This is a genomic window from Neobacillus niacini (genome assembly GCF_019749295.1).
Taxonomy (GTDB): domain Bacteria; phylum Bacillota; class Bacilli; order Bacillales; family Cytobacillaceae; genus Neobacillus; species Neobacillus niacini_D.
The window spans coordinates 241,898-256,820 of sequence record NZ_JACWFG010000006.1 but is presented as its reverse complement, the minus strand read 5'-3'; the positions used below and the strand labels follow the sequence as shown (position 1 = coordinate 256,820).

General features: G+C 40.4%; 12 protein-coding genes, 1 tRNA gene and 1 other RNA gene. All 14 read right to left on the bottom strand.

Annotated features, from left to right (window positions below; genetic code table 11):
• Positions 1-478: 478 nt before the first annotated feature.
• The 14 genes from ssrA to H0184_RS11020 all read right to left on the bottom strand — a co-directional run bounded on the left by ssrA (position 479) and on the right by H0184_RS11020 (position 14,798).
• Positions 479-815, bottom strand: a transfer-messenger RNA (tmRNA) gene (gene ssrA / locus H0184_RS11085).
• A gap of 155 nt (positions 816-970) precedes the next feature.
• Positions 971-1,438 (bottom strand): SsrA-binding protein SmpB, encoded by a 468-nt coding sequence (smpB, locus tag H0184_RS11080; protein ID WP_221824414.1) that lies wholly within the window; start codon positions 1,436-1,438, stop codon positions 971-973.
• 483 nt (positions 1,439-1,921) lie between these two features.
• Complete coding sequence (gene rnr / locus H0184_RS11075) at positions 1,922-4,276, bottom strand: ribonuclease R (RefSeq protein ID WP_221824412.1); 2,355 nt, start codon at positions 4,274-4,276, stop codon at positions 1,922-1,924.
• 20 nt (positions 4,277-4,296) lie between these two features.
• Positions 4,297-5,043, bottom strand: a complete 747-nt coding sequence (locus H0184_RS11070) for an alpha/beta hydrolase (protein ID WP_221824410.1) — start codon at positions 5,041-5,043, stop codon at positions 4,297-4,299.
• Positions 5,044-5,180: 137 nt separating this feature from the next.
• On the bottom strand, positions 5,181-5,414 hold the full coding sequence (gene secG, locus H0184_RS11065) for a preprotein translocase subunit SecG (protein ID WP_095246682.1): 234 nt from the start codon (positions 5,412-5,414) through the stop codon (positions 5,181-5,183).
• Positions 5,415-5,829: 415 nt separating this feature from the next.
• Positions 5,830-7,128 carry a phosphopyruvate hydratase gene (eno, locus tag H0184_RS11060; protein WP_221824408.1) on the bottom strand — a complete coding sequence of 433 codons (1,299 nt, stop codon included), beginning with the start codon at positions 7,126-7,128 and terminating at the stop codon, positions 5,830-5,832.
• A 27-nt stretch (positions 7,129-7,155) separates the two neighbouring features.
• Positions 7,156-8,688, bottom strand: a complete 1,533-nt coding sequence (gpmI, locus tag H0184_RS11055; protein WP_221824406.1) for a 2,3-bisphosphoglycerate-independent phosphoglycerate mutase — start codon at positions 8,686-8,688, stop codon at positions 7,156-7,158.
• The gene (tpiA, locus tag H0184_RS11050; RefSeq protein ID WP_221824404.1) at positions 8,681-9,442 is read right to left on the bottom strand and encodes a triose-phosphate isomerase; all 762 of its coding nucleotides are present in this window, start codon (positions 9,440-9,442) and stop codon (positions 8,681-8,683) included. The genes gpmI and tpiA overlap by 8 nt, the downstream gene beginning before the upstream one ends.
• A 32-nt stretch (positions 9,443-9,474) precedes the next feature.
• Complete coding sequence (locus H0184_RS11045; protein WP_221824402.1) at positions 9,475-10,659, bottom strand: phosphoglycerate kinase; 1,185 nt, start codon at positions 10,657-10,659, stop codon at positions 9,475-9,477.
• 147 nt (positions 10,660-10,806) lie between these two features.
• Positions 10,807-11,814 (bottom strand): type I glyceraldehyde-3-phosphate dehydrogenase, encoded by a 1,008-nt coding sequence (gene gap, locus H0184_RS11040; RefSeq protein WP_221824400.1) that lies wholly within the window; start codon positions 11,812-11,814, stop codon positions 10,807-10,809.
• A 49-nt stretch (positions 11,815-11,863) separates the two neighbouring features.
• Complete coding sequence (locus tag H0184_RS11035) at positions 11,864-12,886, bottom strand: sugar-binding transcriptional regulator (protein WP_221824398.1); 1,023 nt, start codon at positions 12,884-12,886, stop codon at positions 11,864-11,866.
• Between the two features lie 142 nt (positions 12,887-13,028).
• Positions 13,029-13,277, bottom strand: coding sequence for a glutaredoxin family protein (locus tag H0184_RS11030; RefSeq protein WP_221824397.1), 249 nt, complete (start codon positions 13,275-13,277; stop codon positions 13,029-13,031).
• A 12-nt stretch (positions 13,278-13,289) separates the two neighbouring features.
• Positions 13,290-14,615: an RNA polymerase factor sigma-54 gene (gene rpoN, locus H0184_RS11025; protein WP_221824395.1), complete on the bottom strand. Its 1,326-nt coding sequence runs from the start codon at positions 14,613-14,615 to the stop codon at positions 13,290-13,292.
• A gap of 111 nt (positions 14,616-14,726) precedes the next feature.
• Positions 14,727-14,798 (bottom strand) — tRNA-Arg (locus H0184_RS11020).
• Positions 14,799-14,923: the final 125 nt, after the last annotated feature.

Here is a 14,923-nt window from a genome sequence, read left to right as displayed (position 1 = left end):
TAAGGAGCTAGTTTCGTTCATGATAACTTATATCTGCTCTCAAGGTTCCTCTATAAACAATAGCCGGAAATTCTCCGCCTATGAATTCTCAATCCTACACGAAAATCAACATTGAATAATAACAGAGCCTAAAAATAAAAAAAGACCAGTATCTCTACTGATCTTGTTATCCACCTTATGTATGGTGGAGACGGCGGGACGTGCGTTTCCATGCTTTCGTCATGGCACTGACTATATCTTGAACCTGTAAGAAACACAGGTCCTTCGGCGTCTTATGCGAAATATAATTTTTTACCTAAAGGTAAGGATTTCGCATCCTAGTACTACCATGTTTATTATGGCAGCCTATAAGTCGATACACGGCTGTTGGATTACTCCACATACCGCTCGGCATTGCCTTATCGCTATAAGCGACGTAGGTTTCACCGATAAAGCCGAATTTTCACTTATGTGTTACCACATAAGGCGACTAAGTTACTAATCGAACCCGCGTCCAAAGATAACGGCACTTAAGCTTCTACGAGTGTAGTCGACATATTGGCGCTTCGCTGATCCTTTTGCCTGCCGACAGGCGGCCGGTCAGCTAGTCTGGTTGTTCTCTTCCTTCGTCCTCAGACGGTGGACTCCGGCGTAGCCTACTAAGAGTGAGTCCGCTACCCTACCACATAGGCGATGGAGGGGCGAACAGCTAAGCAGTTATTAAGCTGCGAAAGCTAGGTTGTTGTTAGTTTTGCCAGTTATAGGCGTTGACGTTTTAACGAGGCCGATCCCCTCGACTCGCAACCTAAGCTCGAACTACCCCTGTCGAATCCTTAGCGCCCCCATATAAAATGTGCTCAAAATCTAGTTAAAGATTTAAGCAAGCGTCAGGATGCTCAACAATAGTTTGAGCAAAAGTTTCTGTCGCGTATCTCAGCGACAAACTTATTATAACACACTGAGCGTCTTTTTCAATTGTAAGTTTTTGTAATTACATTTTTTGACGCTCTCGGAAGGCACGCTCGATATCACGCTTCGCTTCTTTTTGCTTCAATACTTCACGTTTATCATAATTCTTCTTACCTTTTGCTAAACCTAATAATACCTTAGCAAATCCATTTTTCAAATAGATTTTTAAAGGAATTAGCGCATAACCAGCTTCTCTCGTTTCTCCAAAAAGCTTATTAATTTCACGCTTATGGAGCAAAAGCTTTCTCTGCCTTAATGGATCATGATTAAAGCGGTTCCCTTGTTCATAGGGGCTTACATGCATGTTTAATAAATGCATTTCTCCATTTTGAATTCTTGCATAGGAATCCTTTAGGTTCACTTTTCCTGCACGAATGGACTTGATTTCTGTTCCTTGCAGAACGATTCCAGCCTCGTACGTCTCTTCAATATAGTAATCATGGTATGCCTTTTTATTTTGCGCAACCACTTTCCCTACACCTTTTGGCATGTCTCTCACCTCATTATGGATTAATTTTAGCAGAAAACTCAATTCATAACAATTGAAAGAGAGCCATATATGGTTAATACCACTATTCATTTCTGATTAAACATTCATAGTGAGTGTAAATCTAATTTTCTCTCGTATAACGAGGAGTCATGACAGTGATGAGAGCCTCCTTTAACGGTTCCATCTAGATTTTGGTCACTCATCGCTGTCATGAGTGACCACTTTCACAATTCCCACTAGGTTTCGGGCTCTCATCGCTGTCATGAGTGACCACTTTCACAATTCCCACTAGGTTTCGGGCTCTCATCACTATCATGAGTGACCACTGTCACGATTTCCTCTAGGGTACGGTCACTCATGCCTATCATGAGTGACCATTTATCGCTTCACTCTATATTTCGGGCACTATGAAGCCTCTATAGTTCCCCAAACCATTTCATTAGAAGGTTCAGGGCACTATAAAGGCTGCAAACATACTACCTATTATCTTTTCTTATTTTTACGTTTGGTACTTTTGTTTTTAGGTACGTTATCGTAAAACTTCTTTTTCTTTCGGGTTCCAGATCCTTGGCCTGATCCTGCTCCACGAGCCTCGGTCTTTTGACCGCCACGGCCTTCTGTTTTATTGCGGCGCGGCTTTTTCGTATCACTGCCGGTTTTAAATACTCTTGTATTCTCAGAGCGTTCACGGCGAGTCCCTTTCATTCCAACTACTTCAAAGTCAATGGAACGCTCATCTTTATTGACCTTCACTACTCTAACGGTAATTTCATCACCAATTCGGAATACATTGCCTGTCCGCTCGCCTATCATTGCAAAATGACGTTCATCAAAACGATAGTAATCATCGGTCAGGTAACTGACATGTACGAGACCTTCTATCGTATTTGGAAGCTCGACGAACATCCCAAAATTCGTGACTGAGCTTATGATTCCGTCGTACTCTTCACCAATCTTATCTTCCATATATTCAGCTTTCTTAAGTTCATCCGTCTCACGCTCAGCATCCACTGCCCGGCGCTCCATTTTGGAAGAATGCTGCGCAATTTCAGGTAGTCTGGCATTCCATTTTTCCCTTGTCGTTTCATCAAGCTTACCTTCAACTAGGTATGTTCGGATCAAGCGATGAACGATGGTATCAGGATAGCGTCGAATTGGAGAGGTAAAATGCGTATAAAACTCTGTTGATAATCCAAAGTGTCCAAGACTTTCAGGATCGTATTTCGCCTGCTGCATAGAACGAAGCATAACGGTCGAAATAACCATCTCTTCCGGCTTTCCTTGAACTTCCTCAATAATTTCTTGAAGGGCCCTTGGATGAACATCATTCGCAGTACCTTTTACGATGTAGCCAAAGTTGGTGATAAACTCAAAAAATCTTCTTAGCTTATCTTCCTTTGGATCTTCGTGAATCCGGTAAATAAACGGTACTTCCATCCAGTGAAAATGCTCTGCAACGGTTTCATTCGCAGCAAGCATAAATTCTTCAATTAATTTTTCCGCTACCGAACGTTCACGGAGAACAACATCTGTTGGTTTACTATCTTCATCAACCAAGACCTTTGACTCTTTGAAATCGAAATCAATCGCACCACGCTTCATTCTTTTCTCGCGCAGGATTTGGGCAAGTTCCTCCATTTGTTCAAACATCGGAACAAGTGATTCATATCGAGAACGTGTTTCCTCATCTTTATCAACTAAAATCTTATTTACATCAAAATAGGTCATTCTCTCAGTGGTCTTGATGACACTTTGGAAAATCTCATGATTCACCACTTGACCTTCCGAATTAATTTCCATATCGCAGGATAATACCAGCCGGTCTACTCGTGGATTCAATGAACAAATTCCATTTGATAAGCGGTGTGGAATCATTGGAATAACCCTGTCCACTAAATAAACACTTGTTGCTCTCTCTTCAGCCTCCAGATCGATTGGCGTTCCTTCTTTGACATAGTAACTTACATCAGCAATATGTACGCCAAGCTTATAGTTGCCATTTTCAAGCTTTGTTACGGTAACAGCATCATCAAGGTCTTTCGCGTCTGCACCGTCTATCGTAACAATCGTTTCATTGCGTAAATCGCGGCGGTTCGCTAATTCACTCTCATCAATCGTATCTGGTGTCTCATTTGCCTGCTTTAAAACTTCATCCGGAAAAGACATCGGAAGACCATGTTTGTGGATGACAGACAAAATATCTACACCAGGGTCATTTTTATGTCCTAGTACCTTTATAACTTCGCCTTCAGCACTTTTCCTGCCTTCTGGATAGGTTGTTAGCTTTACGACCACTTTATGGCCTTCAACTGCTCCTTTAGACGCTGCTTTCGGAATAAACACATCGCTGGCAAATTTTTTATCATCAGGGATAACAAAACCAAAACTCTTGCTTTCAACATAAGTACCGACAATCTGCTGTACTCCACGTTCTAGAATGCGAATAACGCTGCCTTCTCGACGTTGACCTGAGCTTTCCGAAGAAATACGTGCCAGTACGGTATCTCCGTGCATAGCGGTATTCGTTTCATTAGGTGGAATAAAAATATCATCCATCCCCGGCTCATCAGGAATCACAAAAGCAAATCCTTTCGCATGACCTGTTAATTTTCCGCGAATTAAATTCATTTTTTGCGGCAGGCCGTAGCGATTGCTGCGTGTGCGGACGACTAGTCCTTTTTCTTCCATTTGGACGAGTGCTTTAACAAATTCTTTAAAATCGCTCGAATCGGATATACCAAATGCCTCTTCCAACTCTTGAACGGTTAAAGGTTTGTATGCCTCGTCCTTCATATATTGTAATAGCTTATCAACATGCAGTTGAATATTATCTTCCAATAAAATCCCTCCTCAAAGGATTAATTTTTCCAATCTAATTTTTCTAAAAAGGCGTAAATATCTTCATGAAGCTGATCACGTTCTTTATCCAGCGTAATAACATGTCCAGATTCCTCGTACCACTTTATTTCTTTTTTGACAGACTCTACTTCATTGTAAATAATGTTTGCACTTTCGGTATTTATCATTTTGTCATGACGACCTTGAACAACAAAGGTAGGGGCATAAATCATGTCCACATTATTTCGGACATCCGAGATTAGTTCTTGCAGAGCTTTTAAGGTTTTCATCGGCGTTTTCGCGAACTCTTTCATTTCCAATTCGACCTGCTCCTCGTTTTTCCCTTCACGTACCTTATATTCTCGGGCATACTCAAGAATTCCCTGATACATCACTTCTTCACTTTTTATATACATAGGTGCACACATAGGAAATATACCTTTTATAGGTACAGTGTAACCCAATTTTAAAGAAAATACGCCGCCAAGTGAAAGTCCGCCGACTGCAATTTCCTCATACCCCTGATTTTTTAAAAAATTATAGCCATTCATCACATCCTGCCACCAATCTTCAGGACCGGTGTGTACAAGCTCCTCAGGCGGTACACCATGGCCCTTGTAATGTGGTGCATGACAGGTATATCCCTTTTTTTCTAAAAAGCGTCCCAGCATCCGGACATCTGCTGAATTGCCTGTGAAGCCGTGCAGCAAAAGAACCGCCCGCTTTCCTCCTTTAAAGGTAAAGGGCTTTGGTACAGCAATTTTCATAGTTAAATCTCCTTCAATTCTATAAAATCCATTATCTTAGTTTAAGCAAAGTAATGGGTAACATTCCAGAAATAAGCCTCCGTTTTTTCTGCAATTAAAAAAACCCGGCATTCCGCCAGGTTTTTGAGTATTCATTATTAAACTTCGAAGTATGCAACCAATACTGCTAGGATAATGAAAAGAACTGCTAAAACGATGGTAATACGATGTAGAATTAAATCAAGTCCTCGTGCCTTTTGCTTACCAAATAATGTTTCAGCACCGCCTGAAATGGCGCCGGATAATCCAGCACTTTTACCTGATTGCAATAAAACAACTAGAATAAGTCCAATACTTACGATTACTAATAATGTAACAACCAATGCATGCATGTAAGCCACCTCCTGTAGTTCGTACATTTCACAGTATTTTTAATTTACCATATTATTGAGCTTTTAACAATACTAGCTTTTGTGAGTTACCTAAGATGGATAAGGTCTTTCTTGTGACCACTCTTACCATTTCGAGCCTGAGTTTTGGTCACATGGGTACTTCTAGTGACCACTTTTACCATTTCGAATCTGAATTTTGGTCACAAGGGCTCTTCTGGTGACCACTTTTACCATTTCGAGCCTGAGTTTTGGTCACATGGGTCCTTCTTGTGACCACTTTTACCATCCCGTCCAGAGTTTTTGGTCACAAGGGCTCTTCTTGTGACCACTTTTACCATTTTCAACCTCCATTTTGGTCGATAAGCTCTGACACAAAAGGCACTCATTCGTCAATGAGTGCCTTAAGCCTAGTTGATTATTTTTTTAGGTTATAGAAAGATTTTAAGCCATTGTATTGTGCTGTTTCACCTAATTGGTCTTCAATGCGAAGCAATTGGTTGTATTTCGCAACACGGTCAGTACGTGAAGGAGCACCTGTTTTGATTTGACCTGCATTAGTTGCAACCGCGATGTCAGCGATTGTGTTATCTTCTGTTTCACCAGAACGGTGGGAGATAACAGCTGTGTAACCAGCACGCTTCGCCATTTCAATTGCATCAAATGTTTCAGTCAATGTACCAATTTGGTTCACTTTGATTAGGATTGAGTTACCAATTCCTTTTTCAATACCTTCAGAAAGCTTCTTAGTATTTGTAACGAATAGGTCATCCCCAACTAATTGAACTTTTTTACCAAGGCGTTCAGTCAGCAGCTTGTGTCCTTCCCAGTCGTTTTCATCTAAACCGTCTTCAATAGAGAGGATTGGATATTTAGTAGCCATATCCTCGTACCAATCAACCATTTCTGCAGAAGTCTTAACGACGCCTTCACCTTTAAGGTGGTATTTTCCATCTTCTTTATTGTAGAACTCAGAAGACGCTGCATCCATTGCTAAGAATACTTCTTCACCTGGCTTGTAGCCAGCTTTTTCGATAGCTTGAACAATCGTTTGAAGTGCTTCTTCGTTAGATCCTAGGTTTGGAGCAAATCCACCTTCATCTCCAACAGCTGTGTTAAGGCCTTTTTCTTTAAGAACTGATTTTAAGCTGTGGAAAATTTCTGCACCCATACGAAGTGCTTCACGGAAGTTTGGAGCACCTACAGGCATAACCATGAATTCTTGAATATCAACGTTGTTATCAGCATGCTCTCCGCCGTTTACGATGTTCATCATTGGAACTGGAAGCTGCTTAGAGTTGAATCCTCCAAGGTATTGATATAAAGGAATGTCTAAGTAGTTAGCAGCAGCATGGGCAACAGCCATAGAAACACCAAGGATTGCGTTCGCACCTAATTTACCTTTGTTTTCAGTTCCATCAAGCTCGATTAAAGCTTGGTCAACAGAAACTTGGTCTAATACGCTGAACTCTTCTCCAACAAGATGTGGAGCAATAATTTCATTAACGTTATCTACAGCCTTTAATACACCTTTACCAAGGTAACGTCCTTTATCTCCATCACGAAGTTCTACTGCTTCATATTCACCAGTAGAAGCACCACTTGGAACTAAAGCACGGCCAAAAGCACCTGATTCTGTAAAAACTTCAACTTCAACTGTTGGGTTACCGCGGGAATCTAAAACCTCACGAGCATATACATCTGCAATAAATGGCATTTAATTTCTCTCCTTTAATATAAAAAATTATTTTATTAACGATTTTCCAGTCATTTCCTTAGGTTGAGCAACACCAAGAAGCTTTAACATCGTCGGAGCTAAATCTCCTAGGATGCCTCCTTCTCGCAGTTCTACATCCTTCTTCGTAACGATAACAGGAACTGGATTTGTAGTATGAGCAGTCATTGGATTGCCTTCGGGTGTGATAACTTCATCGGCATTCCCATGGTCAGCTGTAATGATCGCAGTTCCACCTTTTTCAAGGATTAAATCAACGATTTTACCTAAGCATTCATCAACAGTTTCAATTGCTTTAACCGTTGGTTCGAGCATTCCTGAATGTCCAACCATATCTGGGTTAGCAAAATTTAAGAGGATTGCGTCAAAATTATCATCCTGTATTTCCTTCAATAATGCATCTGTCACTTCATAAGCACTCATTTCAGGCTGAAGGTCATAGGTCGCAACCTTTGGAGAGTTAATCAAAATCCGTTCCTCTCCAGGAAACTTGTCCTCACGGCCGCCGCTCATGAAGAAGGTAACATGAGGATATTTTTCGGTTTCGGCAATTCGCAGCTGCTTCAATCCATTTTGCGATAATACTTCACCTAACGTGTTATCCAAGTTAGAAGGCTTAAACGCAACGTATCCATTTACCGACTCACTGAAATGAGTTAAACACACAAAGAATAAATCTTTCGGATGTTTTTCACCGCGATCAAAGCCTCGGAAATCCTCGTTTGTAAAAACGTTCGAAATTTGAATCGCACGATCAGGACGGAAATTATAGAAAATGACAGCATCATTGTCTTGAATCGTCGCAACTGGCTGGCCATCTTCCCTTGTTATAACAGAAGGAATGACGAATTCATCAAAAATTCCATGTTGATAGGAATCCTCTACCACATCTAAAGGATTGGTATAGGCAGGTCCATCACCATAAACCATTGAGCAATAAGACTTCTCAACACGCTCCCAGCGCTTGTCACGATCCATTGAATAGTAACGTCCGGAAATCGTAGCAAACTCACCAACGCCATACTCATTAATTTTATCCAAAGTCTGCTGAATATATGTTGCAGCTGTTTTTTGACCAACATCACGGCCGTCAAGGAAGCCATGAATGTAAACATTCTCTACGCCTTCCTCTTTCGCCATTTTTAAGAGTGCAAACATATGGTTAATATGGCTGTGCACACCGCCGTCTGATAACAAACCGAACAGATGCAGATTGGTTCCATTTTTCTTCACATGATCCATCGCACTGCAAATGGTTTCATTTTTGACAAATTCACCTTCACGGATAGCGATATTTACTCGTGTTAAACTTTGGTATACAATCCGGCCGGCACCGATATTCAAATGCCCAACCTCTGAGTTACCCATTTGTCCCTCTGGAAGGCCGACAGCCTCACCAGATGCCGTTAAATGAGAGTGCGGGTATGAATCCCAATAGCGGTCAAAGTTTGGCTTCTTTGCATGATAGACAGCATTCCCTTTTTGTTCATCCCTGCATCCAAATCCATCTAGAATGATGAGGGCAACGGGAGACTTACTCATAGCTTCCTGCCTCCAATAGCTGCAAGAATGAGCGAGCTTCAAGGCTTGCTCCACCTACAAGCGCACCATCGATATCAGGCTGAGCCATGTATTCTTTAATGTTCTCAGGTTTCACACTGCCGCCGTATTGAATTCTTACCGCATTGGCAACATCTTCACTGAACTCTTGAGCAATAACTTGACGAATATGTGCGCAGACATCATTTGCATCCTGTGAAGTAGAAGACTTTCCAGTACCAATTGCCCAAATAGGTTCGTAAGCAATAACCGTTTGTTTCACTTGCTCTGCTGTTAAACCTGCAAGTGCTTTTTGTACCTGGCTGCCCACTAAATCATTTGTTTGACCATTTTCACGCTGTTCAAGTGTTTCTCCACAGCATACGATTGGTGATAAGTTATATTTAAAGGCTGCATGAGTCTTTAAGTTTACAGATTCATCTGTTTCATTGAACATTTCTCTGCGCTCGGAATGGCCAATAATCACATACTGAACGCCAATCTCTGCAAGAGGTTTCGGACTGATTTCTCCCGTAAAAGCTCCGCTCTCTTCAAAATGCATGTTTTGTGCCCCAATTTTGACATCGCTGCCATCACTAATTTCTACAAGATTTTGTAAAAATAAAGCTGGTGCACAAATGACAGAATCAATTTTCCCGGAATCAGGAACTAGTCCTTTTACTTCCTCAGTAAAGCTTTTTGCCTCTGCCAGTGTTTTATTCATTTTCCAGTTACCTGCAATAATCGGTTTACGCATGCCGGCACATCCTTCCTTACTACAAGTTAAAATTATTTATCGTTTAAAGCTACAACGCCTGGAAGTTCTTTGCCTTCCATAAATTCCAATGAAGCGCCGCCGCCTGTTGAAATATGGCTCATTTTCTCTGCTAAATTGAACTTTTCTACTGCCGCTGCTGAGTCTCCGCCGCCAATTACTGAATATGTACCTTCTGATCCTGCAAGTGCTTCAGCCACTGCCTTCGTACCGCCAGCAAATTTATCAATTTCAAATACACCCATTGGTCCGTTCCAGATTACTAATTTAGACTTTTGGATAACTTCGCGATAGATTTCAGCTGTTTTTGGACCAATATCAAGTGCTTCCCAATCTGCAGGAATCTCATTAATCGCTACTGCTTTCGAATTCGCATCTGCTGAGAAATCATCAGCAACAATGACGTCCACTGGCATATAGAAATTAACACCTTTTTCTTTCGCCTTCTCGATAAAAGAATTTGCAAGATCTACTTTATCTGCCTCAAGTAGAGATTTACCGATTTCATGACCTTGACCTTTCACAAAGGTATAGGCAAGTCCGCCGCCAATAATTAAGTTATCAACCTTTTCTAATAGGTTTTCAATAACTCCAATCTTGTCTTTTACCTTTGCGCCGCCGATAATCGCAGTAAACGGACGTTCAGGATTGGATAAAGCCTTTCCTAGCACATCAAGTTCTTTTTCCATTAAAAGACCAGCTACAGCAGGAAGATGATGAGCAATACCTTCAGTAGAAGCATGAGCCCTGTGTGCCGCACCAAATGCGTCATTCACATAAACATCCGCAAGTTCTGCAAAGGATTTCGCTAGTTCAGAATCATTCTTTTCTTCACCAGGGTAAAAACGAACATTTTCAAGAAGAAGAACATCGCCTTCATTCATACCTTCTACTAAAGCTTTAACAGAATCACCATAAGCTTCATCCGCTTTTTGCACATTTTTGCCAAGAAGATCAGAAAGTCTTACACCAACTGGAGTTAAGCGCATTTCTTCTACCACTTTACCCTTTGGACGTCCAAAATGGCTCGCCAAGATTACTTTTGCACCCTGATCGATAAGGTATTGAATGGTAGGCAGTGCAGCACGGATTCTTGTTTCGTCCGTGATCTTCCCATCTTGCATTGGAACGTTAAAATCTACACGGCAAAATACGCGTTTTCCTTTTACATCAACATCTTTTAATGTTTTCTTATTCATGCGAAGCCTCCTATTGATAAAAAGCTAGATACAAAGTCTTTATTTTACATGAAAAAAGGAGGGGGGAATGTTCCCCGCTCCCCTTTGAAATACCCTTAATCATTATAGCTTTTCGTTGGATATATATCCAATTTGTGCCAGTTTAGATTATAGACCTTTTTGAGCGATATATCCAATAAGGTCAACAACACGGCTTGAGTAACCCACTTCATTGTCATACCAAGATAATACTTTAACCATATTGTCTTCTAGAACCATAGTTGATAATGAATCGATTGAAGAAGAAGCTGGGCTGCCATTATAGTCAGTAGATACTAATGGAAGTTCGCTATAGTGAAGAATTCCTTTTAATGGACCTTCAGCAGCTGCTTTTAATGCTGCATTTACTTCTTCAGCTGTTACATTTTTCTCTAATTCAGCAACTAAGTCAACGATTGAAACGTTTGGAGTTGGTACACGTACTGCCATACCATTTAATTTACCTTTAAGTTCTGGAAGAACTAAAGAAACTGCTTTCGCTGCGCCTGTAGAAGTTGGAATCATGTTTTCTGCAGCAGCACGCGCACGACGGTAGTCCTTGTGTGGTAAATCAAGGATTTGCTGGTCATTTGTATAAGAGTGGATAGTAGTCATCATTCCACGCTTGATTCCGAATTGATCATTTAAAACCTTAGCAAAAGGAGCTAGACAGTTAGTTGTACAAGATGCATTTGATAATACGTGGTGGTTAGCCGCATCGTACTTATCTTCGTTAACACCCATAACAATTGTAATATCTTCGTTAGAAGCTGGAGCAGAAATGATAACCTTCTTTGCACCTGCTTCAAGGTGTTTCGCAGCATCTTCACGCTTTGTGAAACGTCCTGTTGATTCAACAACAACTTCAACACCAAGATCGCCCCAGCCTAATTGAGCTGGATCACGTTCAGCAAGTACTTTTACCTTTTGGTTGCCGACTACTAGGTAAGAACCGTCAACTGTTACATCTTGTTGAAGAGTTCCATGGACTGTATCATACTTTAAAAGATGCGCAAGCATATTTGCATCAGTTAAATCATTGATTGCTACGATTTCCATTTCTGAATTATTTAATGCCGCACGAAAAACGTTACGGCCGATACGACCAAATCCATTAATACCAACTTTTACTGTCATTGTTATTTCCTCCTTGTTTTGAAAAAAGGTTTTTTATTTTAAAAAGGGTTTAACCTTTTAATAACTTTCTCGCTGCACCCTCATCCGTGATTAATATCGTCGAGGCAGGTGCACTTTTCATATAAGCTTTAATTGCTTTTGCCTTAGAAGCTCCACCAGCTACAGCAATCACATTTGGAATCTGCATGAGATCTTCTAGCTGAAGCCCAATCGTCAAGACCTTATGGACAATCTCACCATTTTCATTAAAATAGTAGCCGAAAGCTTCCCCAACCGCTGCCTGATTCTCTAGCTTTTGCATAACCTCGGGTTTCGACTTCCGCCGTTCAGCCATTGTGATAGCATCCCCAATTCCATGAAGAACCATGCTAGCAGATTTAATGAGATTTAATACTTCATGAATTTCTGGTTCTTTTATAAGGGACTGATAAATTTCATTACTTACCTGATCAGGTACATAAAAGACACGATGCTTAGAACCTGTATTCTTTGACATAATTGAGCTGATGGTATTTGCCTGGTTATGAACATCTTCGCCAATTCCACCGCGAGCGGGAACAAAAAGAAGTTCCTTTTTTCCAAGCTCTGGTGTAAGTACATTTGCGACAGCCGCCATAGTTGAACCGCCAGTCACAGCAATAATATTTTTCCCGGTTAGGTACTTTTTCATGCAAAATGCACTAGCCTTCCCTAGGTCATCTTTCACCATTGATGATTCATCACTGTTACCAGGTACAATCACTACCTTGCGGATTTTGAGACGATGTTTCAATTCAAGCTCCATTACATCAATACCAATCAATTCGCGAATCATTTCTTCTAAGTCTTCCAGTAAATTTTTTCCTTCTAACGTCAAACTCATGCCCACATTGTTAATAGAGACAAGATTTTGTTCCTTTAGAAAGTCAACCTCACTGCGAAGAACTCTTTCCGTGTACCCAAGGTTGGAAGCAAGACTCCTTCTTCCCACAGGCTGCATAAAACCGATATGTCTAAGGATAGAATATCGTTTATGTAGTACTTGAAGGAGATCAGGTAATAATCTTTTTTGAATATCGATGAGTGATTGCATAACGTCCTGCTCCTTTATTATATGTAACTGGTCATAAAATGTCCACCGTAGACAAATTATGTCCCACTTCATCGAAAAAAAATCACCCCTGCTAACAATTTACATTCTAACAGGAGTGAAAACCTATTTCAACTTAAAAGTTTTACGTTTTTTCTTGTAAACGGTTACGTATGTCCATTTTGTTAATTATTCCGAAAGCCACTTCTTCCCCATTGATATGAACCACTGGAATCATAATTCCGTATTGCTCGGTTAATTCATCACTTTCATCAATATCAATTTCTTCAAAAGAGAAGTTCCATTCTTCTTTTAATTCAAGAATTAGTTCTTTTGCTTTCTCACAAAGTGGACAGCGTTTTCTAGTGTAAAAGGTAATCACTGTTTGCGGCATTTTCTATTCCTTTCAATCAAATCTTTTTCTTTTTGACGAGGAGGGAATTCCCAGCTGGTCTCGGTATTTTGCTATTGTTCTTCTCGAAACCACAATTCCTTGGCTTGTTTTTAGTTTATCCACAATTTCCTGATCTGAAAACGGGCGTTGTTTGTTTTCTGATTCGATTATGGCTGCAATCGCATTTTTCACTTGGCTCGATGAAGTGTTTTCATCTGATACCGTTTGGATGGTGCTAGTAAAGAAGGATTTTAAGGAGAACGTTCCAATGGGCGTTTGCACATATTTTTCCTTTACAGCCCTGCTAACGGTTGATTCATGAATCTCAAGCTCACTTGCGATATCCTTCATCGTCATTGGAACTAGGTATTCCTTCCCCTTTTGAAAAAAAAGAGGCTGCTTTTCCACAATTTTACTCACTACCCTTGTTAACGTTTCCTTCCTCTGTTCAATGCTTTTCATGATCCATTGATAATCCTGTACCTTTTCCTGCAAGAAACGTCCTACTTGAGAATCTTGGGTTCTGTTAAGCTTTTGATAATAGTTGTCATTAAAGCTAATTTTAGGAATGATGTCGTCACACAATCGTACTAAAAACTGATCCCCAACTCGTTCAACAATAGCATCAGGAATAATATAAGAAGCATTTCCCAGTTCTAAAAGTGCACCAGGGCGGGGATTTAGTTGTTGTATGTTATCAAATACCTCTTGAATCTTTTGTAATGGCACTTCAAGTTCTTTCGCAATTTGCTTCCATTTCTTTTCAGCAAAGGGAACGAAATAATGTGTGAGGATAGTTAACGCCAAATCATCCTCTAGGTTTTCCCTTTCAACCTGAATGATTAAACACTCTTGAAGATTGCGGGCTCCAATTCCTGCTGGCTCCAAAGTTTGGATAATGATAATACTTTCCTCTACCAGTTCGATTGGAACACTGAGCTGCTCTGAGATATCTCTCGGTTCCGATGTTAAGTATCCATTTACATCAAGGTTTTCAATTAAGTATTTGATTACCCTTAATTGTTTACTAGAGTATTTATGGATATTAAGTTGGCTGATCAATTGGTCCTCAATAGAAGATGACTTCGCTGCTATTTGTTCAATCCAATCATTTTCTGTATTCTTAGTATGTTTTCGCCGATTTCGGTCTATTAATGGGTTAATTGGCTGGATCGTATGATTCTCAACCTGAAGCAGGGGATTTTCGAGTGCCTTATTTTCTAAGAAGGCAGTAAGCTCTTGTGCCGAATATTGTAGAAGCGCAATTGCCTGAGTCAACTCCTGCGTCATCGCCAATTTCAATGTTTGCTGCTGCCATAAACCTGCTTTTAAGTCCATTACTGATCCCCCCTTGCTCTATTTTACATGATGAAAGGGCTTTCGTGAATGGAAATTATCATCTAGATAATAAAAACCTCCCTTTACATTTGTAAAAGGAGGTTTGAATGACGCGCTCGGAGGGAATCGAACCCCCATTTTAAGAACCGGAATCTTACGTGCTATCCGTTGCACCACGAGCGCTAAATTGACGACTTACATATTATATGCCAATTTGCAAAACTTTGCAAGTGTGTTAGGTTTAAAAAAACGCACAATGGTTATGCTTAGATAGGGAAAGTTGTCGAACAAATATAAAGGCGAATTGT

Coding starts and splice junctions, on each gene's coding strand:
- smpB (WP_221824414.1), bottom strand. CDS start 1,438: ATGCCAAAAGGTGTAGGGAAAGTGGTTGCGCAAAATAAAAAGGCATAC.
- H0184_RS11070 (WP_221824410.1), bottom strand. CDS start 5,043: ATGAAAATTGCTGTACCAAAGCCCTTTACCTTTAAAGGAGGAAAGCGG.
- secG (WP_095246682.1), bottom strand. CDS start 5,414: ATGCATGCATTGGTTGTTACATTATTAGTAATCGTAAGTATTGGACTT.
- eno (WP_221824408.1), bottom strand. CDS start 7,128: ATGCCATTTATTGCAGATGTATATGCTCGTGAGGTTTTAGATTCCCGC.
- gpmI (WP_221824406.1), bottom strand. CDS start 8,688: ATGAGTAAGTCTCCCGTTGCCCTCATCATTCTAGATGGATTTGGATGC.
- tpiA (WP_221824404.1), bottom strand. CDS start 9,442: ATGCGTAAACCGATTATTGCAGGTAACTGGAAAATGAATAAAACACTG.
- H0184_RS11045 (WP_221824402.1), bottom strand. CDS start 10,659: ATGAATAAGAAAACATTAAAAGATGTTGATGTAAAAGGAAAACGCGTA.
- gap (WP_221824400.1), bottom strand. CDS start 11,814: ATGACAGTAAAAGTTGGTATTAATGGATTTGGTCGTATCGGCCGTAAC.
- H0184_RS11035 (WP_221824398.1), bottom strand. CDS start 12,886: ATGCAATCACTCATCGATATTCAAAAAAGATTATTACCTGATCTCCTT.
- H0184_RS11030 (WP_221824397.1), bottom strand. CDS start 13,277: ATGCCGCAAACAGTGATTACCTTTTACACTAGAAAACGCTGTCCACTT.
- rpoN (WP_221824395.1), bottom strand. CDS start 14,615: ATGGACTTAAAAGCAGGTTTATGGCAGCAGCAAACATTGAAATTGGCG.